17 protein-coding genes and 4 tRNA genes are annotated in these 19,679 nt (G+C 55.4%); 6 read left to right on the top strand and 15 right to left on the bottom strand.

Annotated elements, in window-relative coordinates:
• Window positions 1–14: 14 nt before the first annotated feature.
• Window positions 15–893, bottom strand: a complete 879-nt coding sequence (gene pldA / locus FD744_RS16055) for a phospholipase A (RefSeq protein ID WP_034827877.1) — start codon at window positions 891–893, stop codon at window positions 15–17.
• Between the two features lie 165 nt (window positions 894–1,058).
• Between pldA and FD744_RS16050 the strand changes: the two genes are divergently transcribed.
• Both FD744_RS16050 and rarD read left to right on the top strand, forming a co-directional pair.
• A complete protein-coding gene (locus FD744_RS16050; RefSeq protein WP_097118521.1) occupies window positions 1,059–1,529 on the top strand; it encodes a thioesterase family protein in 471 nt (156 codons plus the stop codon).
• Window positions 1,530–1,550: 21 nt separating this feature from the next.
• Complete coding sequence (rarD, locus tag FD744_RS16045; protein WP_160868707.1) at window positions 1,551–2,450, top strand: EamA family transporter RarD; 900 nt, start codon at window positions 1,551–1,553, stop codon at window positions 2,448–2,450.
• Here the strand turns inward: rarD and FD744_RS16040 are convergent.
• From FD744_RS16040 to FD744_RS16000, 9 genes are all read right to left on the bottom strand, one after another.
• Window positions 2,421–3,473 carry an AbrB family transcriptional regulator gene (locus tag FD744_RS16040; RefSeq protein ID WP_058960363.1) on the bottom strand — a complete coding sequence of 351 codons (1,053 nt, stop codon included), beginning with the start codon at window positions 3,471–3,473 and terminating at the stop codon, window positions 2,421–2,423. The genes rarD and FD744_RS16040 overlap by 30 nt on opposite strands.
• A 94-nt stretch (window positions 3,474–3,567) precedes the next feature.
• The gene (gene corA / locus FD744_RS16035) at window positions 3,568–4,521 is read right to left on the bottom strand and encodes a magnesium/cobalt transporter CorA (protein ID WP_160868706.1); all 954 of its coding nucleotides are present in this window, start codon (window positions 4,519–4,521) and stop codon (window positions 3,568–3,570) included.
• A gap of 320 nt (window positions 4,522–4,841) precedes the next feature.
• Entirely contained in the window at window positions 4,842–7,004 is a 2,163-nt protein-coding gene (gene uvrD, locus FD744_RS16030) for a DNA helicase II (protein WP_058960397.1), read from the bottom strand.
• A 176-nt stretch (window positions 7,005–7,180) separates the two neighbouring features.
• On the bottom strand, window positions 7,181–7,897 hold the full coding sequence (gene yigB / locus FD744_RS16025; RefSeq protein WP_058960364.1) for a 5-amino-6-(5-phospho-D-ribitylamino)uracil phosphatase YigB: 717 nt from the start codon (window positions 7,895–7,897) through the stop codon (window positions 7,181–7,183).
• Complete coding sequence (xerC, locus tag FD744_RS16020; RefSeq protein ID WP_058960365.1) at window positions 7,894–8,805, bottom strand: tyrosine recombinase XerC; 912 nt, start codon at window positions 8,803–8,805, stop codon at window positions 7,894–7,896. Before xerC ends, yigB begins: the two co-directional genes overlap by 4 nt.
• Entirely contained in the window at window positions 8,802–9,506 is a 705-nt protein-coding gene (locus FD744_RS16015; protein ID WP_034827865.1) for a DUF484 domain-containing protein, read from the bottom strand. Before FD744_RS16015 ends, xerC begins: the two co-directional genes overlap by 4 nt.
• Window positions 9,503–10,327 (bottom strand): diaminopimelate epimerase, encoded by an 825-nt coding sequence (dapF, locus tag FD744_RS16010; protein WP_058960398.1) that lies wholly within the window; start codon window positions 10,325–10,327, stop codon window positions 9,503–9,505. The genes FD744_RS16015 and dapF overlap by 4 nt, the downstream gene beginning before the upstream one ends.
• A gap of 29 nt (window positions 10,328–10,356) precedes the next feature.
• A complete protein-coding gene (locus FD744_RS16005) occupies window positions 10,357–10,560 on the bottom strand; it encodes a lipoprotein (protein WP_038643799.1) in 204 nt (67 codons plus the stop codon).
• Window positions 10,561–10,695: 135 nt separating this feature from the next.
• Entirely contained in the window at window positions 10,696–13,257 is a 2,562-nt protein-coding gene (locus tag FD744_RS16000) for a class I adenylate cyclase (protein WP_160833378.1), read from the bottom strand.
• 312 nt (window positions 13,258–13,569) lie between these two features.
• Here FD744_RS16000 and hemC point away from each other — a divergent pair, with 312 nt between their 5' ends.
• Genes hemC through hemY form a run of 4 tightly spaced genes read left to right on the top strand, consistent with a single transcriptional unit; the run spans window position 13,570 to window position 17,601 of the window.
• Window positions 13,570–14,511 (top strand): hydroxymethylbilane synthase, encoded by a 942-nt coding sequence (gene hemC / locus FD744_RS15995; protein ID WP_160868705.1) that lies wholly within the window; start codon window positions 13,570–13,572, stop codon window positions 14,509–14,511.
• On the top strand, window positions 14,508–15,248 hold the full coding sequence (gene hemD, locus FD744_RS15990; protein ID WP_160868704.1) for a uroporphyrinogen-III synthase: 741 nt from the start codon (window positions 14,508–14,510) through the stop codon (window positions 15,246–15,248). Before hemC ends, hemD begins: the two co-directional genes overlap by 4 nt.
• Window positions 15,249–15,271: 23 nt before the next feature.
• Window positions 15,272–16,402: a uroporphyrinogen-III C-methyltransferase gene (gene hemX / locus FD744_RS15985; RefSeq protein ID WP_160868703.1), complete on the top strand. Its 1,131-nt coding sequence runs from the start codon at window positions 15,272–15,274 to the stop codon at window positions 16,400–16,402.
• A 2-nt stretch (window positions 16,403–16,404) separates the two neighbouring features.
• Window positions 16,405–17,601, top strand: coding sequence for a protoheme IX biogenesis protein HemY (gene hemY, locus FD744_RS15980; protein ID WP_160868702.1), 1,197 nt, complete (start codon window positions 16,405–16,407; stop codon window positions 17,599–17,601).
• A 713-nt stretch (window positions 17,602–18,314) separates the two neighbouring features.
• Here the strand turns inward: hemY and FD744_RS15975 are convergent.
• The 5 genes from FD744_RS15975 to wecG form a co-directional block, all read right to left on the bottom strand.
• Window positions 18,315–18,391: transfer RNA gene (locus FD744_RS15975), tRNA-Pro, on the bottom strand.
• Window positions 18,392–18,436: 45 nt separating this feature from the next.
• Window positions 18,437–18,523, bottom strand: a tRNA-Leu gene (locus FD744_RS15970).
• Window positions 18,524–18,538: 15 nt separating this feature from the next.
• Window positions 18,539–18,614 (bottom strand) — tRNA-His (locus FD744_RS15965).
• Window positions 18,615–18,704: 90 nt separating this feature from the next.
• A tRNA-Arg gene (locus FD744_RS15960) sits at window positions 18,705–18,781 on the bottom strand.
• Window positions 18,782–18,939: 158 nt separating this feature from the next.
• Window positions 18,940–19,674: a lipopolysaccharide N-acetylmannosaminouronosyltransferase gene (gene wecG, locus FD744_RS15955; protein WP_160868701.1), complete on the bottom strand. Its 735-nt coding sequence runs from the start codon at window positions 19,672–19,674 to the stop codon at window positions 18,940–18,942.
• Window positions 19,675–19,679 lie beyond the last annotated feature (5 nt).

Raw genomic sequence — 19,679 nt, 5'->3', positions numbered from 1 at the left:
GTTTTTCTGACTGGTTAGAACAGATCGTTAAGTGTTACGCCCACGCCAAAACGGGTCTGGCGGTGGTTATAGTCGATAAGCGATTCACCATACCCGCTGAACAGCTGGGTGTAAAAGCGCACATGTTCAGAGATAGGATAGCTCCAGGCGAAAGTCGCGCCGCCATAGCCGCTGTTCCAGTTGTAATTACCTTCCACGCTGAAAATACTTTCACCCATTTCATAACCGAGCTTGGCGCGATAGTAGCCCATGTACTTGGTGATGTCGGGGTTATCATCATTATTTTCATTTTCTGGAATGCGATACCAGGGTTTGATTTCCGCGAGGAAGTTACCGTTCTGCGCCATCAGGCGCGCATAGACGCGGTTCCAGCTGCGTGAAGTCGGATCACTACGTCCATTAGACTCGTGGTTAAGACCGGTTTCGATGTCGCGCAGAGTCCAGCCAGCAAAGGTGTAATCCGTTGCCCAGCCAAGGAAAATCTGCGGTTCATAGTTGGTTTCACGGAACGGCGATGAGGCTCCACGGTTAGAGAGCTGCCACCACGAACGTTGCGTATAGGATGCGGCCAATACCGAATTATCACCCAGAATGCCACGCCACAGCGGGAACGCCAGGCTGAGCTGGAATTTTACTTCATCGTTTTTTGCTTTGTCTGCCCAGTTGTACGAAGAGATCGCCTCTTTGTTCATGTCGCTGGTGTAGGTGTAGAGCAAATAGTTGTTTTCGTACGGATAAAGCACGAACGGGTTATCGTGTTTCTCCAACAGGTTCGCAATGATACTGCCCTTCACTGCCGGGGCGTCATGCACCTCTTTTATGGTGGCTTCATCAGCCTGTGCCAGCGCAGGTATCATCAAAGCTGCGGTCAGCAACGCGTATAGCTTACGCATAACATTCTCCAGGGAACTGCGTGTTGTCATTATTAGGCCCATGTTCAAAAAGCACGCCATTCTACACGCAAAGAGACAGGTTGATCAGTGCCGATTTCTGAAACTGGAAAGCCGCGCGAACGCGGCATAATATACACAACTCTTTAACATCTTAAGGCAGAAAACATGTCATCCCCGTTGCTGTCACAGCAGGAAGCTCGCCGTCTGATTGGCGAAATCTTTGTCTATCACATGCCCTTCAATCAGGCGCTCGGTTTGGAGCTGGACCGCCTCGAAGCCGATTACGCCGAATTGGGCTTTGCCAACAAAACCATGCTGGTTGGCAATGCGGCCCAAAATATTTTGCACGGTGGCGTGATTGCCTCAGTGCTGGATGTCGCTGCCGGGCTGGTGTGCGTCAGCCATGCGCTGTCGCGTCAGGAGAGCATCAGCGAAGAGGAGTTGCGTCAGCGTCTGTCGCGCATGGGCACTATCGATATGCGCGTTGACTATCTGCGCCCCGGACGCGGCGAACGCTTTGTCGCTACCAGCAGCCTGCTGCGCGCCGGCAACAAAGTGGCGGTGGCGCGCGTGGAACTGCACAACCAGCAGGGCGATTATATCGCCACAGCAACCGCCACCTATTTGATTGGCTAGTTACCTTTTTTGGAAAGCATGATGGATACGCAACAAACGCGTCAGGGCATTGGCTATGCGCTCGGCGCTTATTTTATCTGGGGCATTGCGCCAGCCTACTTCAAGCTGGTGAAAGAAGTCCCGCCAACAGAAATCATGACGCATCGCGTGATTTGGTCGGCACTGTTTATGCTGGTACTGATTACCCTGAGCCGGAGCTGGCAGCAGGTGCGCACGGTGCTTGCTCAGCCAAAGAAAGTACTGTTGCTGGCCGTCACTGCCGTCACCATTGGCGGCAACTGGCTGCTGTTTATCTGGGCAGTGAATAATCAGCACATGCTGGAAGCCAGCCTCGGCTACTTTATCAACCCGCTGATCAACGTGGTGTTTGGCATGCTGTTCCTGCGCGAGCGCTTCCGCCGCTTGCAGTGGCTGGCGGTGTTACTGGCAACACTCGGCGTGCTGGTGCAGCTATGGCAATTTGGCTCGCTGCCGATTATTGGCCTGGGCCTGGCGCTAAGTTTTGCCGTCTACGGTCTGCTGAGGAAAAAAATCCAGGTGGATGCGCAGAGCGGTATGCTGATCGAGACCGCATGGTTATTCCCGCTGGCGGCCATCTACTTGTTTGGCTTTGCTGACAGCGCCACCAGCCACCTCAGCGCCAATCCAATGAGCCTCAATTTCAAGCTGATCGCCGCAGGCATCGTCACCACGATTCCACTGATGCTGTTTGCCGCCGCCTGTGCGCGTCTGCGTTTGTCGACCGTGGGCTTTTTCCAATACCTCGGCCCCACGTTGATGTTCCTTTTGGCCGTGCTGTTCTACGGCGAGAGCCTGACGCCGGACAAGATGGTCACCTTCGGCTTTATCTGGCTGGCGCTCGCCGTGTTTATCGTTGATGCCGTCGCGTTTTCAGCTCGCACCCGCGTGCGCGTAACGTGAGATAAAGCGCGCGATAGCCGGGCCGGTCAGCAGGATGGTGAACAGGCGTAATGTCTGCAATGCCATCACAAACGCGATATCGACCCGGCTGCCCGCCGCAATAATCGCCACGGTATCCAGCCCGCCCGGGCTGGTTGCCAGATACGCCGTCATCAGATCGACGTGCAGCACCTGCGTCAGCATCCACGCCAATCCACCACACAGCAGCATCAAGCCGAAAATCGACACCAGCATTTGCGGAAGGGTGCGCAGCGCCAGCAGGAAGATCGGGCGCGTAAAGCGCAAACCCACGCTCCAGCCAATCAACGCATAGGCCAGCGCCAGCAACCACTCCGGCACCTGCAAAGTGGCGACATCGGTGCCGTGGAGCGTCGCACCAATCAGCGCGGGCAGCAGCAGCGCACCCGAAGGGATACGCAGTTTTTGACCCAGCCACGCCCCGGCAAACATCACCACCAATGTCAGGATGAAGCTGCTTTGTAAAGCAGGGAACCATACCAGCTCCACTGCACCACCGTTGGTGCCCAGCCCAATGCGCGCCACCACTGCCGCCGCAGTCGCCACAAACAGCACACGCAGATACTGCATAAACGCCACTAAGCGCACGTCCGCACCGAAATCACCGGCCATCGCCACCATCGCAGAAGCGCCGCCGGGAGACGATCCCCACGCACCGGTTGGCCCTGGAAGGTTGCTAAAGCGCACCAGTAGAAAACCTGACAAACCGCTGGCCGCCAGCGTAAGCACCAACACCGCCAGCACCACCGGCCAATCCGCTAACAGCGGTGAGAGAATAGCCGGTGACAGTGTTTGCCCGATCATGCAACCCAACACCGCTTGTGCGAGCACAAACAAACGTTTGTCGATGCGTACGGTGGCGCCAGAAAGGCCCATGACGGTTCCGACGATCATCGGACCTAAAAGCAGTGCAGCAGGAAGGTGAAACAGCTGGAGAATGATCCCCAGTACTAACGAAGCAATCAGCAGAATGGTCCACTGCTGTCGCAAAGAAAAACGCGCCATAGGGTGGAAATCAGAAAGTGAGAAGTGACAACAGCCTACGCAGAATTGTGATGCAGCGCCAGTTTAAAGGGCCGCAAATGCGGCCCCGAAAGCGTTACAACCAGTTTTTCCGTTTGAAATAGAGGTACGGCGCCAGACCGGCAAGGATCATCAGCGTAATCGCGCCAGGATAACCAAAACTCCATTTCAGCTCAGGCATAAACTCGAAGTTCATCCCGTAGCTGGATGCCACTAGCGTGGGTGGCAGGAACACCACCGACACCACTGAGAAGATCTTAATGATGCGGTTCTGCTCGATGTTGATAAAGCCCATCGCCGCCTGCATCAGGAAGTTGACCTTCTGGAACAGCGATTCGTTGTGCGGCAGCAGGGATTCGATATCGCGCAGGATTTCACGCGCCTGCTCCAGCTGATTGCCTGGCAGACGGGCTTTACGCACCAGGAAGTTAAGCGCGCGTTGGGTATCCATCAGACACAAACGCACTTTCCAGCCGATATCTTCCAGCTCAGCCAGACGCGATAGCGCCTGATCGTACTCTTCGCCCTGCTGGCCTTCCATGATCACGCGGCTGAGTTTTTCCAGCGCGCTGTAGATGTTCTCGATCTCATCCGCCAGCTGTTCGATTTTCGTCTCAAACAGATCCAGCAACAGCTCATAGGCGTTGCCATCGGTCAGCGTCTGGTTACGGGCACGCATGCGATACAGACGGAAAGCCGGCAGCTCACGTTCGCGCAGTGTATACAGGCGATCTTCGCGGATGGTGAACGCCACGGTGGAGTTGCCAGCGTGGTCTTCCGCATCTTCAAAGAAGAAGAAGGAGTGAATGTGCAGGCCATCTTCATCTTCGAAGAAGCGTGCGGAGGCCTCGATATCTTCCAGCTCCGGACGCGTCGCCAGGCTTTGACCCAGCTCGGTTTGCACACGATCACGCTCAGTGTCGTCGGGCTCGATGAGATCGACCCATACTGACGTGTTCAGTGTGTCGTTATTATCTTCCAGTTCGATGCGCGTCAGGCGATCGCGTTCGAGTTTAAAAGCGCTCAGCATAGCAATACTCCCCATTGCAGACTTAATGGGACAAGGCGGCACACCGTGATGCCGAAGGCAAAACGGGCACGGCAAAGCCTGAACGCGGAAACTTTCGCTTCAAGGGTAAATCAGTGCTGACTCGTGCGACGAGAGTGTAAAGGGAGGTCGCTGATAACCGCTAAGGCTACCCGCGTATAGAGGTAGCCTTAGATGTTATTCCTGTTAAACAGGCGGTTGAGCCAGCATCGACTGGGCGCGTCCAAGGCATTGTCCTCTCATGATAATAGTGCGCGCATGTTACGCTGAGACGAAAAAGTCGTCAAGGTAACGCAACGGCGCTACACCGTTTCCAGACGCGCGTACGCCGCCACCAGCCACTTGATGCCCTGGCCCTGAAATGCCACCTGCAAGCGGCTGTGTTCACCGCTGCCTTCGAGGTTGATGATGGTGCCTTCACCGAATTTGGCATGGCGTACACGCTGGCCCAGCGCGAAACCACTGTCGTTTTCCGTGATCGGTGTGCCCATGCGTTGATGGCTCACCGGACGGCTGACGCTGGCGCGCAGACGCACTTCCTCGACGCACTCTTCGGGCAATTCGCCGATGAAACGCGAAGGACGGTGATACACTTCTTTACCATAAAGGCGGCGAGTTTCGGCGTAGGTCAGCGTGAGCTTCTCCATCGCGCGCGTGACGCCAACGTAGGCAAGACGACGTTCTTCTTCCAGACGGCCGCCTTCATCCAGCGACATCTGGCTTGGGAACATGCCCTCTTCCATACCCACGATAAATACCTGAGTGAACTCAAGACCTTTCGCCGAGTGCATGGTCATCAGCTGTACCGCATCCTGCCATTTGTCGGCCTGACCTTCACCGGCCTCCAGCGCCGCATGCGACAGAAACGCCTGCAGCGGCATCAGATCTTCGTCCTCGTCCTGATAGCTGAACTGACGCGTTGCCGTCACCAGCTCCTCTAAGTTTTCGATACGTGCCTGGCCTTTTTCGCCCTTTTCCTGCTCGTACATGATCCACAGGCCGGAATCCTTGATCACGCGATCGGTCTGCACGTGCAGTGGCATATCGGCGGTTTCCGTGGCCAGCGAATCCACCAGCTCGCAGAAGCGCTGCAGCGCGGAAGCCGCACGTCCCGCCAGGGCTTTGTTTTGCAGCAGTTCACGCGTCGCTTGCCACAGCGTTAATTGCTGTTCGCGCGCGGTCTGGCGCACCACATCCAATGTGCGATCGCCCACGCCGCGCACTGGCGTGTTCACCACACGCTCAAACGCGGCATCGTCATTGCGGTTCGCCATCAGACGCAGATACGCCAGCGCATCTTTGATCTCCTGACGTTCGAAGAAGCGCATGCCGCCGTAAATACGGTACGGCATGCTGCCTTGCAACAGCGCCTCCTCCAGCACGCGCGACTGGGCGTTGCTGCGGTAGAGAATAGCGCAATCCTGCAGCGCATTGCCGTTCTCATGCCAGGTTTTGATACGGTTGACCACGAAGCGCGCTTCGTCTAATTCATTGAACGCGCAGTAGAGGGATATCTTTTCGCCGTCACTGCCATCGGTCCACAACTCTTTACCGAGGCGACCATTGTTATTGGCGATCAGCGTGTTGGCCGCTTTCAGGATGTTATTGGTCGAGCGGTAGTTTTGCTCCAGGCGAATGGTTTCCGCGCCAGGGAAATCCTGCAGGAAGCGCTGGATGTTCTCGACCTGCGCGCCACGCCAGCCGTAAATCGACTGATCGTCATCCCCGACGATAATCACACGACCGGTATCGCCCGCCAGCATACGGATCCACGCGTACTGGATGTTGTTCGTATCCTGGAATTCGTCCACCAGCACGTTGCTAAAACGCTCGCGGTAATGATTCAGGATATGCGGCTTGTTCAGCCACAGCTCATGCGCACGCAGCAGCAGTTCGGCAAAATCCACTAAGCCCGCGCGATCGCAAGCCTCCTGATAAGCCTGATAGATGCGCAGCCAGGTTTGTTCAATCGGATTACCGTAGCTTTCGATGTGTTTTGGACGCAGCCCTTCATCTTTTTTGCCGTTGATGTACCACATGCCCTGGCGTGCAGGCCACTGTTTCTCATCAAGGTTCATGGCTTTGATCAGACGCTTGAGCAGGCGCAACTGATCGTCGCTATCGAGAATCTGGAAATCCTGCGGCAGATTAGCATCAAGATGATGGGCACGCAGTAAACGGTGCGCCAGGCCGTGGAAGGTACCGATCCACATACCGCCCTGACTGGTGCCGATCAGTTGATCAATACGATGGCGCATCTCTGCCGCCGCTTTGTTGGTAAAGGTCACCGCCATGATCGAGTAAGGCGAGCAATTCTCTACCGACAGCAGCCAGGCAATGCGATGCACCAGCACGCGCGTTTTGCCACTGCCTGCCCCGGCCAGCACCAGCAGATTGCTGCGCGGCGCGGCGACCGCCTCGCGCTGTTTGTCATTCAAGCCGTTAAGCAGATCAGAAACGTCCATAAGCACCGTTTTGCCAAAATAATAAAAAGGAGGATTGAGAAATGCGGTTTCTCAGCATTTAGTCAACGCACCATTTGTAGCGGCGCTATTCATCGCAAAATGAAGGGTGCCGCTACGATTTGTGCGTCAGGAAATGCCTGCCATCATCCAGCCATTAGCTGGATGAACATACAGCATTATAGCAGCGAGGTCAGCGATGCCAACTGATGAATTTCGACGTGCGGCAGCAAACGCGCATCATCAATCTTCATCAGATTGCCATCGCGCAGGTTGATCCAGCAGGCTTGCATGCCCGCGTTTATTGAACCGACCACATCGGTGGTGAGATCGTCGCCCACATGAAGAATATGCTCAGGTGCGATGTTCAAACGCTCAGCCGCCAGCTGATACATATCCTGCCACGGCTTAGCACGGCCGTGCGGGCCAGCGCGCAGGGCGAACTGGAAGTAGTGGTTGATCCCCAGCTTTTCCGGACAGGCGTTGCCGTTGGTGATCGCCACCAGCGGGACGCGCTCGCCCAGCCACGTTAGCGTTTGATGCGTCTCATCTGGCATCTCGACTTCGCTGCGCCACTGATGGAATACACCCATCACTTCGCTGGCACCGGCGCGGGCTTCAGCAGCGGATAAGCCGATATTGATCATTGCCAGCTCAACCGAGCGGCGGCGCCACTCAGACACGTCGTGGTAAATTTCCGGCTCACGCGCCAGCAGTTCGTCACGTAGCGCCTGATAATCAGCGGGGGTGAATTCACGCAGTGCCGGATGGAAGGCCTGCAACGCGGCGTGGGATTCGGCGGTGGTTTTACGGATCACCGGATGGTTGTCATACAGCGTATCGTCGAGATCGAAAGTGATCGCTTTGATCGGGCCCAGCGGGCGGTAGAACTTCATTCAGACTTTCCTCGTTTAGCACGTGGATGCGCCGCGTCGTACACGGTCGCCAGATGCTGGAAATCGAGATGGGTATAGATTTGCGTGGTCGACAGATTAGCGTGCCCGAGCAGTTCCTGCACCGCACGCAGATCGCCACTCGATTCGAGCAAATGGGTCGCAAAAGAGTGACGCAGTTTATGCGGATGAATATGGTTGGCCACGCCCTGCTTGATGCCCCACTCAGCAAAGCGCTTTTGCACGTTACGCGCTGAAATACGCGTGCCGCGACTGGAAACAAACATCGCATCATCCTGCGGCGCGAAGCTTGCACGCAGTGGCAGCCAGTGTTGCAGCCAGGTCACCGCCGTGCCACCAATCGGCACACGTCGCTCTTTACTGCCTTTCCCCAACACCCACACTTCACCGGCGTCGAGATCGACATGACGACAATCCATGCCCACCAGCTCCGACAAACGTAAACCGCCGCCGTACATGGTTTCCAGCATCGCTCGGTCGCGCACCGCCAGCGGATCGTTCAGGTCGATCTCCAGCAGCTGGTTAACCTCGTCGACATCCATATTTTTTGGCAGATGACGAGCATTACGCGGCGTGGAAATACCTTTGGCTGGATTGGCACTCAACATGCCCTGGCTGACCTGCCAGTCAAGAAAACTGCGCAGTGCTGACATACGTAATGCCAGGCTGCTGGGCCCGAGTCCGGCACGACGGCTGCGAGCCGCCAGCTGACGAACCTGTGCGGGCTCCAGTTGTGCCCATGAGGCGATCTTCATCTCATCGGCCATCGCGGTCATCGTCTGCAACTGGCGGGTGTAATTCTTTTGCGTCAACGGGCTGAGCTGGCGTTCGACTTTCAGATAACGCAGAAAGCCCTCAACGGCTGGCTGCAACGGGCTGACGTCACTCATGCGCGTTCAATCCAGCGAGACAGCAGATCCGGCAGCATTTGCGCCAGATGCTGTAACAGCAAAGTGCCCATGCCCGCTTGATAATGCTGGTTGTCGCGGCTGCTGAAAATTAGCACGCCAAGCTCGCCGCGTTCGCCCATCAGCGACATCGCCACCGACCCGATGGCTTTCGCCTGAGGCAACAACAGCAGTAACTCCGGGCCATTCAGGCTGCCAAGGTAATGATGTTCAGCACCAAAGCGTTGAATACGCAGCGGCTCAAAAGCCTGACGAGAAAGACCCAACTGGGTGAAATCAGAAGGTGCGCCGATGTGCCAATGGTCGTTGAACACCCGCACATTGGCGCCGGCCAGACCCAACTCACGCGCCCAACGGTGCAGACGCGTTAACATTTCCTGCAGGCTGTCCGCCGCGGCAAGATGGCCTTGTAACCCCAGCAGACGATCGAACAGTTGATGGTTGGCCGTAGCCTGCTCCATCAACAGCGTGATTTCCTCTTCCAGCTGCTGGATGTGGTTGCGCTGACGCGCCATGTGCCACTCTACCAGCGATACGCTGCCGCGCACCGGGTGCGGCACCATCATCTGTTCAACCTGGCGCGCATTGCGAATAAAGAAATCGGGGTTCTGGCGCAGGAAGGCGCTTACCGACTGATCGTCCAGCAAAACCGCGCTGTCGGTTTGCTCTTCGACATTTTTCATAGATGAATAAACCCATCGTAGACGTGTGTGGCTGGCCCGGTCATAAACAGCGGCTGACCCACTCCTTTCCAGGCGATATGCAGCGTTCCGCCAGGCAAATCAACGCGAACTTTTTCCGCCAGAATGCCTTGCTGAATGCCGCAGGCAACGGCTGCGCAAGCGCCGCTGCCACAGGCCTGGGTTTCACCCGCGCCGCGTTCATACACGCGCAGACGAATGTGTTCAGGATTAACCACTTCCATAAAGCCCACGTTGACGCGCTCCGGGAAGCGTTCGTGGCTTTCCAGCAGCGGACCTAGTGTTTCCACGGCGGCCGTTTTCACACTCTCAACCTGAATCACACAGTGCGGGTTGCCCATCGACACCGCACCAAACATCACGGTCTGCTCCGCAACACGTTGCAAATACAGGCTTTCCGCTTTATTGGCGCGCAGCGGCACCTGTTGCGGATCGAAGTTGGGTTCACCCATGTTGACACGTACCAGCTCATCGCTGGTCACGCTCAGCACCATGCGACCGGTTTGCGTACTCACGCGAATGTCGCTTTTGTTGGTCAGCCCTTTCAGGCGCACAAAGCGAGCAAAACAGCGCGCGCCGTTGCCGCATTGGGCCACTTCACTGCCATCCGCGTTGAAAATTCGGTAATGAAAATCGAGATCCGGATCATAAGGCGGTTCGACGATCAGCAGCTGATCGAAACCGATCCCCAGATGCCGATCCGCCAGACGGCGAATCAGTTCCGGCGAAAAAAAGACGTTTTGCGTCACGGCATCCACAACCATGAAATCGTTGCCGAGACCGTGCATTTTCGAGAACTGCATTTTCTGCTCCGCCGGATTACTCATAGAGATTAGTTCGCCTGTGAACCCGATTTGCTGGTGACCAAACCGTTAACGTCAGCATCCTGCGCCGCTTTTTGCTGCTGCTCGGTGACCTGCTGATTTTGTTTGGTCGGCTGATCTTTGGGCGGGAAATACAGCGGTCCTTTCAGGCCACAGCCTGCGAGGCTGACCAGTGCCAGCGCCATACCCAGCTGACTTATCATATGTCTCATTCTGTCTGCTCTTCCTGTCCTTAAGCCTTGGCTGCTTATCATCGCAGTTGACGTTGTAAAAGCAACAGGAAATACCCGCAATTCCGGGCGCATGTCAGAGTAAAAGCCAATCCCACCGCGCGAACGCAGGCGGGATCAGTGCATTTGGTAGCGCGGCTGGAAATCGCCGTTGTCGTTATCGGGTTGCGTCGCGCAGAGCTGCGTCAGCGTCTGGCTGCGGAAAGGAATCACCTGGAAGCGATCGCCCGCGTGCACAATCTGGTAGAACTGCGGCAGGTTGAAGTTGATAAAGCTGGAGCCATAGGTGAAGCGGTCATGCGACGAGGAGTAAAAACGGCTCACGTCACGCACCAACTCTTCTTTGCTGCCTTCACAATGGTGATAAACCTCAACGCGATTGGTTTCGTCGAGGATATAGATGTTGAAGCCGCGATCGTCATTGGTGTCTTCAAAGAAGAACTGAATGATGCCTTCGCTGGCATAGCCGTTCACCACCGGCGGTAATGGGGTCTGATTCGATTCCACTTTGATCGACAAACCGTGCAGCTTGTTGTTGGAAATCGCGCCGTAGAACTCCACCGCATTTTCCAGTTTCTGCACCGAGACGCTCATGCGCTCGAAGAACAAGCCCCACGTCTGGCCCGCCATGCGCAGCGCTTTAAAGCGGCCTGGCTCCTGGCGGGTACTCGACAGGCGCAGCTCAATGCACTCAGACACCAGCTGCTGCACGCGGGTACGAATCAAACCGCGCAGATGCTGGCTGTAGCAGAACACTTCCACCGTATCCGGCGGTGCGGCGTCCTGATGCATTTTGCCGAGAATGGTTTTCAGCGCTTCGATCATCGCCTGCTCACCGCTGAAGTGCAGCGTACGCACTTCATTCCATGAGTTGCGGTACAGCAGATCAATGCTACCAATCAGGCACTGTTGCTGCTGGCCGAAGCTGAACACATCCAGCTTGCGGAAATCAAAGTGCACCACCTGATTGCGGAAGGCGGAGGTCGGATCGTGTTCGAGGTTAACGATAATCGCCAGATGACGGATTTCGCACGGGCTGTACAACGCTTTTGGCGTCGGCGCAGGCACGCGCAGCGGGAAGTGGCTCGACACATCGTTGACCAACTCCTGCAAACGCGGCAGATCGCAGAATTCGTTGCCCTTCATATGCAAACGCGTTTTGCTGGTCAGCAAACCGTTGAACCACGCCCACGCCACTAACTTGTTCAGGTAGCGGTTATATTCCAGCGGCTGATGGCTGATGATCGAACTCATGTCCGGCGACTGGTTGTAAAGATACCAACCGGCGCGATTGGCGCGACCTTCCGGCACATGAATAAAGGTCAGATTATCTTCCGACAGGTCAGGCGAAATCTGTGGGTTCACCAGCGTCACTTTGCCCGGCAACGCTTCAAACGCGGCATACAGTTTACGCGTCAGCACGCCGATATCCTGCGGGCTGGCACTGACGCTTAAATTGTTACGACGGGCAAAACGGATCAGGTTGCGATAGCTCTGCATCATCGCATCCAGCAGTTCGTTATGCGCTTCACGCACACGTTCGATTTTCCACTGCGCGCGGTTATCCAATACCGCAATTTTCTCTTCATCCCAACCCCACTCTTTCACCAGCTGCGAAAGAATCTCGCGACGCCAGCCTGAGCGGTGATGGTGGTGATCGTCACTCGAGAGCTTCTCACACACTTTTAAATAGAAACATCGACGCACCAAATCAAGGCGCGCCATGTCATCCACGCTGGTCAGATAGCGCGTCACACGCTCCAGCATCATGCAATAGGGGTCGAGGCCGAAGCAGACGATTTCGCCATCGTGCAGGCGCTGTTTGATATCCATCGCCAGCAGCTGCGTGTTCGGGTATTCCCAGCTGTACGCTTCTAACAACAGGGTTTTCAGCACCGCTTTGTACGGTGAATCGATGCTTTTATACAACTGCCACAAGCTGGCCCCGAAGTACTCTTCGGCTGACAGCGTGCCGAGGCCGCCGAGATCCAGCCACTCATTCGGCGTCAACACGCCTTGTGAATAGAGTGACATCACGTAATCGTCGTAATGGTGCTCTTCTTCGCCGGGTACCATGTTCCACAGGATGCGTTTACCCGCCATACGCACAGCGGTACGGTAGAACTCATCCAGCAGCAAAATATGTTGGGTAGAACCGCAGTCTTCACCACCGAGGCTGCCGCTCTCATTGTGGCGGAAACGATTCTCGTCGATCAGGAAGAAACTGACTTCCACACCCATCGACACACACCATTTCTGCAACAGGGTACACTTGCGCTGCAGATTGAGGCGCTCTTCATTATCTAACCAGGATTGGTGACACACCCAAATGTCGAGATCGGACACGCTGTTCTGACCGACGGACGAGGTACTGCCCATCGAATAGATGCCAGTTATCGGACGTTCGCCTTTGACGGCAGTGCTGAGATCCAGAGGCTGATCGCCCGCCAACTGTTGCAACAGATGCTGTTGGTTTTCATCAGGCGTGAAGAAGCTGACGCCGTGGGGAACGCTACCTTCAAGGTAGCCCGGCATCAGCGGGTGATGATAGTGCAGTAATGTTGGCAGCAGACTGTAGACTTGCTGGAAGGCAGGTCCCATAGCAGCCAGTGCGCGATCAACGCGCAGCTGGTTAATTGCATCCAGTCTCTGTTTCAGTGTCTCAATGTAGAGGTACAAGACGTTTCGCCTGATTGTCCCAGTGTTAAGCACCCTGTTTCCAAAACCTGCCGCTTAATAATAAAGATGTTGGGCAAATTATTGCTGGAAACGTGATCAATCTAACACCTGGAGGATTGACCGTAAAGAAAGTTGCGCTACATGACAGTTTAGCACGTTCCCCATGTAGCCCTGCTTTTTCGGACTTAGACGTCAGAAAATGACGCAATAATGCGTAACAACTGACATCGAGGCCTTTTCAATCCGTTGAAACTGACAGCATTCCCCTATCAATGATAGGATAATCGATGAACGATCAAAATGGTTAACAGCATGTTAAACAAAATTTTCAGAATTGCTACCAGACAAAGTCCCCTTGCTTTATGGCAGGCACAATATGTCCAACAACGCCTGATGGCAGCACATCCGGGCGTGCAGGTTGAGCTGGTGCCTATGGTCACCAAAGGCGACATCATCCTCGACACACCGCTGGCTAAAGTCGGTGGAAAAGGCCTGTTTGTCAAAGAGCTTGAACTGGCAATGCTGGAAAACCGTGCCGATCTTGCGGTGCACTCCATGAAGGATGTGCCGGTGGATTTCCCGGAAGGCCTGGGCCTCGTCACCATCTGCGAGCGTGAAGACCCGCGTGATGCCTTCGTTTCCAACCTGTATAACAGCATTGATGAACTGCCACAGGGCGCGATTGTGGGGACGTCCAGTCTGCGTCGTCAGTGTCAGCTTAGCGCGCGTCGTCCCGATCTGATCATCCGTTCGTTACGCGGGAACGTGGGCACCCGTTTAGGTAAGCTGGATGCCGGAGAATATGACGCCATTATTCTGGCCGCGGCAGGCCTGAAGCGCTTGAACCTCGACGACCGCATTCGTCAGGCGATGCCCGCTGAAATCTCGCTGCCCGCCGTGGGCCAGGGCGCCGTCGGCATCGAATGTCGCCTTAATGATCACGAACTGATTACCTTATTGCAGGCGCTGAATCACGCCGACACCGATGTTTGTGTGCGCGCTGAACGCGCGATGAACACACGCCTCGAAGGCGGTTGTCAGGTACCGATCGGCAGCTTTGCCGTGCTGGAAGATAATCAGCTATGGTTACGTGGCTTAGTCGGCTCACCGGATGGCCAGCAAATGGTGGTAGGTGAACGCCGTGGTCCGCGCGAAAACGCGGTGCAGATGGGAATTTCCCTGGCGGAAGAGCTGCTGGATGGCGGCGCCCGTGACATCCTGCGCGACGTTTATCAGGGGCAAACACCCGCATGACCATTCTCGTGACCCGCCCGGAACCCGCTGCCAGTGAACTGGTTTCGCGTCTGCGAACCCAGGGAAAACTGGCGTGGACTCTGCCGCTGATTGAATTCACGCCGGGTCGCGATCTGCAACAATTGCCGCAAAAACTGGCGGCTTTACGGCCGGGCGATCTGGTGTTTCTGCTGTCGCAGCAGGTGGTGCTGTTTGCCCATCCAGCGCTACAGCAGAGTGCCCTCACCTGGCCCGAAACACTCGACTACTATGCTATAGGGCGCAGCACCGCGCTGGCACTGCATACCGTCAGTCATCTGAAAGTAGACTATCCTCATGCGCGGGAGACCAGCGAAGAGTTAGTGCGCCTCAACCGTCTGCAACAGGTAAAAGGCAAGCGTGCGCTGATTTTGCGCGGCAGCCCAGGCCGTGAGTTACTGGCTGAAACCCTGCTGGAACGCGGCGCCGAGGTGGAATACTGCGAGTGCTATCAACGGTGTGAAAAGTATTATGAGGGCGCGATTGAAGGCCGTCGCTGGCGCGAGCGCGGAATTACCACGCTGGTGGTCACCAGCGGTGAGATGTTACAACAACTGTTTGCACTGTTTCCGCCGATCGATCGTCGGGAATGGTTATTGCACTGTCGACTGGTGGTCGTCAGTGAACGTTTGGCTACTCAGGCCGCCGAATTAGGCTGGCAGGATATTGAGGTAGCCGATGGTGCTGATAACGATGCGCTGCTGCGCGCGTTACGCTGAACTTAACAATGGGATGAGCCATAATGACGGAACAAAAAGCCTCCTCCGCCATGGTTGAAGAAACCACCCCTGCGGACACTTCCCCCACGCCAGACGGTAAAAAGCCTCGCGATAAAAAAAGCGATGGCAAAGTACTGAGCGCGGTGGCGATCGTGATTGCGCTGGCGATTGGCGCGGGACTTTACCTCAATGGGAAACATCAGGCCGATTTACAGGCTCAGACAAACCAGAACCTGAGTGAACAGCTGAGCGCCCTGCAGCAGCAACTGGGCAGCGACAAACAGCAGCTGACGCAACAACTGGACACCGCGAACACAGCGTTGCAGGAAGCGCGTACCCAACAGGACAACAGCGCCAAAGAGCTGGAAACCCTGCGCGATAAAGTTGCGACGATTTCCGGTAATGACACCCGCACCTGGCTGCTGGCACAGGCGGATTACCTCGTGAAACTGGCCGGCCGCAAACTGTGGAGCGATCAGGATGTCACCACCGCCGCCGCACTGCTGAAAAGCGCCGATACCAGCCTCGCCGATATGAATGACCCGAGCGTGATGAACGTGCGTCGTGCTTTAACGCAGGACATCAGTTCTCTCTCAACGGTGAGCCAGGTCGATTACGATGGCATCATCCTCAAACTCAATCAGTTGTCGAACGGCGTCGATAATCTGCGTCTGGCTGACAATGACAGTGATGATTCACCGATGGATGCCGATGGCGGAGAGCTTTCGAGCTCGCTGCACGAATGGCGTCAAAACCTGCTGAAGAGCTGGCATAACTTTATGGATGATTTCATTACCATCCGCCGCCGTGATAACACCGCACAGCCGCTACTGGCACCGAATCAGGACGTTTACCTGCGTGAAAACATTCGTTCACGTCTGCTGATTGCCGCCCAGGCTGTGCCACGTCATCAGGATGAAATCTACAAACAGTCGATTGATGCGGTCTCAACCTGGGTGCGCGCCTGGTATGACACCAACGACGCTGCCACCAAAGCCTTCCTCGCACAGCTGGATGAGCTGAGTCAGCAAAACATCTCAATGGATGTGCCGGATACGCTGGAAAGTCAGGCGCTGCTGGAAAAATTGATGCAGACGCGCGTGCGCAACCTGCTGGCACAGCCATCGGTTCCGGCTGATCAACAGGGAGGCTAAGCATGCTGAAAGTATTGGTGCTTTTCCTGCTGCTGATCGCAGGCGTGGTATTGGGGCCGATGATTGCCGGCCACCAGGGCTACGTGCTGATTCAGACTGATAACTGGAACGTGGAAACCAGCGTTACGGGACTGGCAATCATCCTGATTCTCAGTCTGCTGGTGATTCTGTTCATTGAATGGATTTTACGCCGCGTATTCCGCACCGGTGCACGCACGCGTGGTTGGTTCACTGGACGTAAACGCCGCAGCGCACAGCGTCACACGCAGAGCGCTCTGATGAAGCTGGCGGAAGGTGATTACAAGCAGGTTGAAAAACTGCTGTCAAAGAATGCCGATCACGCCGATCAGCCGGTGGCTAACTATCTGCTGGCAGCCGAAGCGGCGCAGCAGCGTGGTGACGAAGTGCGTGCCAATCAACATCTGGAACGTGCGTCTGAGCTGTCCGATAACGACACCATTCCGGTTGAAATCACCCGCGTACGCCTGCAACTGGCACGTAATGAAGATCACGCCGCCCGTCATGGCATTGACCGATTGCTGGAAGTCGCACCGCGTCATCCGGAAGTGCTGCGTCTGGCTGAACAGGCTTATATTCGCACCGGCGCATGGGGCGCGTTGCTGGATATTCTGCCCTCCATGCAGAAATCACAGGTTAACGATGAAGCCCATCGTGAGGCGCTACAACAGCAAGCCTGGCTAGGCATGATGAATCAGGCCATGGCCGATCAAGGCAGCGAAGGCCTGAAGAAGTGGTGGCAAAACCAGAGCCGTAAAACGCGTCAGGAAACGGCGCTGCAGGTGGCAATGGCGGAACATCTGATTGAGTGTGATGACCCGGATACCGCACAAAGCATCGTGCTGGAAGGATTGAAGCGCCAATATGACGATCGCCTGGTGCTGTTAATGCCACGCATTAAAAGTGGCGATCCGCAATCGCTGGAGAAAGCGCTGCGCCAGCAAATCAAACAACATGGCGCAACGCCGCTGCTGCACAGCACCTTGGGCCAGATGCTGATGCGCCACGGTGAGTGGCAGCAGGCCGCTGAAGCTTTCCAGCAGGCACTGGCACAACGCCCTGATGCTTTTGATTATGCCTGGTTGGCCGATGTCTATGATCGCCTGCATCGCCCCGAGGACGCTGCTCAAATGCGCCGTGAAGGTCTGCTTCTCACCTTGAAGACGAATCCAAACGCTTAATTTAACGATTGTTACTTTTGTGCACGCCGGGCTTGTCCCGGCTTTTTTTTGCCTGAAGCGGAGCGGCATGAAGGTAAATCGCAGATAAAAAAACACCTGCCATAAGCAGGTGTAAGATCAGGTCGTTCAGACAACTGATGGTATCCGACTCAACGTAATGTCCTTCTTACTGCAGTAAAGCGTGCGCAATAACTGCCAGGCTGGACAACGGATACCGTAAGGGGCTCTGCATCATTCCCAGGTTTATGTAGCATCAGCAAACATAAGAGGTGGAATGAGCATCTACAGGATTATTATTGCATAAGCCGTGCCAGAATTGCAGATTCAGAGATAAGTTATTTTAAATCAGAAAGATAACCGTGCGGCCTCACTTCAGGCTGAGAAGTGCGTCGTTATTTCGCAACACTCCCCTCAATAACTGTCTCCTCTCAACGACAACCAATGCAAGGAACTGTCAGTCCATTTAATATCAATGGGTTATGAGTCTCATTATGACGACAACAGCCGGTGGTGTGATTTAAGAAGCCGGATGGTGTTGAAAAGCCGGGATGCTGAGTTGCTGAGTTGCTGAGTTGCTGAGTTGCTGAGTTGCTGAGTTGCTGAGTTGCTGAGTTGCTGAGTTGCTGAGTTGCTGAGTTGCTGAAGAGGATAAGATCAGTTTTGGCAAAGATAAAACGAAAAAAGCCTGCTTTTTCAAGCAGGCTTTTCGAATATGGTCGGCGAGAGAGGATTCGAACCTCCGACCCACTGGTCCCAAACCAGTTGCGCTACCAAGCTGCGCTACTCGCCGATTTTTTCTGTATCTTATTTCTTCACGCTACCGCGTAATTTTGCCTGGTGCGAAGGGAGGGACTTGAACCCTCACGTCCGTAAGAACACTAACACCTGAAGCTAGCGCGTCTACCAATTCCGCCACCATCGCGTGCCCAGCAAAATTTGGGGTGGCTAATGGGACTCGAACCCACGACAACTGGAATCACAATCCAGGGCTCTACCAACTGAGCTATAGCCACCATAATTCTGGTGCGTAAGCACCTCTGCTTACTATTTTCACTGCATAACGCGGTTAAACCAACCACCGAAGCTCTTGCGCACAAACCAAATGGCGCGCCCGACAGGATTCGAACCTGAGACCTCTGCCTCCGGAGGGCAGCGCTCTATCCAGCTGAGCTACGGGCGCGTAGCGCCGTTGCGGATGGGCATACTACGGGCTTGACCTCATACTGTCCAGCGCTTTTTTATAAAAAAAACGCGTTTGATTACGCTTTGTGCATTCCGTCGATTATTAATGCAGTTTTACTGGCTGCACTGATGATATTGCTGAAAAAATCGGCGATATCAGAGATCGCCACGCCAATGATAACGCAAATATTTCAGCAGTTTTAACTGGCGGCGCCAGCGCGAAGGCTGCCGAATCAAACGATAGAGCCATTCCAGCCCTAATTTCTGCCAGATTCGCGGTGCACGCGCAACGTGGCCGGTGAAAACATCGTAGGTACCGCCCACGCCCATATAGAGCGCATGCGGCCAGTGCGCGCGGCAATCACGCATCAGCAACTCCTGACGCGGCGAGCCCTGCGCCACCGTGACAATCTGTGCACCGCTGGCCGCAATGCGCGCAAACAACGCCTCACGCTCTGCCGGGGCAAAATAGCCATCCTGACTGCCGACGATGTTCACATTCCACTGACGACGCAGTTTGTCACAGGTTTCATCCAGCACAGCCTGACGACCGCCAATCAGAAACACCGGAATGCCGCTGCGGCCTGCGCGCTCCATCAGGGCTTCCCACAGATCGGCGCCAGCGATGCGACTAACCTGCAACTGCGGATATTTTTTGCGTAAGGAGCGCACAATGCTAATGCCATCCGGATATTTAAATTCCGCTTCAGCAATCAGTGCACGCAGTTGCGCATCCTCTTCCAGCGTCAGCATCTTTTCTGCATTCATCGCCACCAGCGTGCCGCAGCGCGGCTGGCCATCCGGCAGCAAGAAGTGCAGGAAGCTGTCCATGTCGTTAAAGGCGTGAAGATCGACACCGCGCAGGTTATAGCGCGGCTTATCGGTTTTCATGAATC

The organism is Pantoea sp. Taur, from assembly GCF_009830025.1.
GTDB classification, from domain to species: Bacteria; Pseudomonadota; Gammaproteobacteria; order Enterobacterales; family Enterobacteriaceae; genus Pantoea; species Pantoea communis.
The sequence above is the reverse complement of the archived record's forward strand: the minus strand, read 5'-3'. Positions and strand labels throughout refer to the sequence as shown.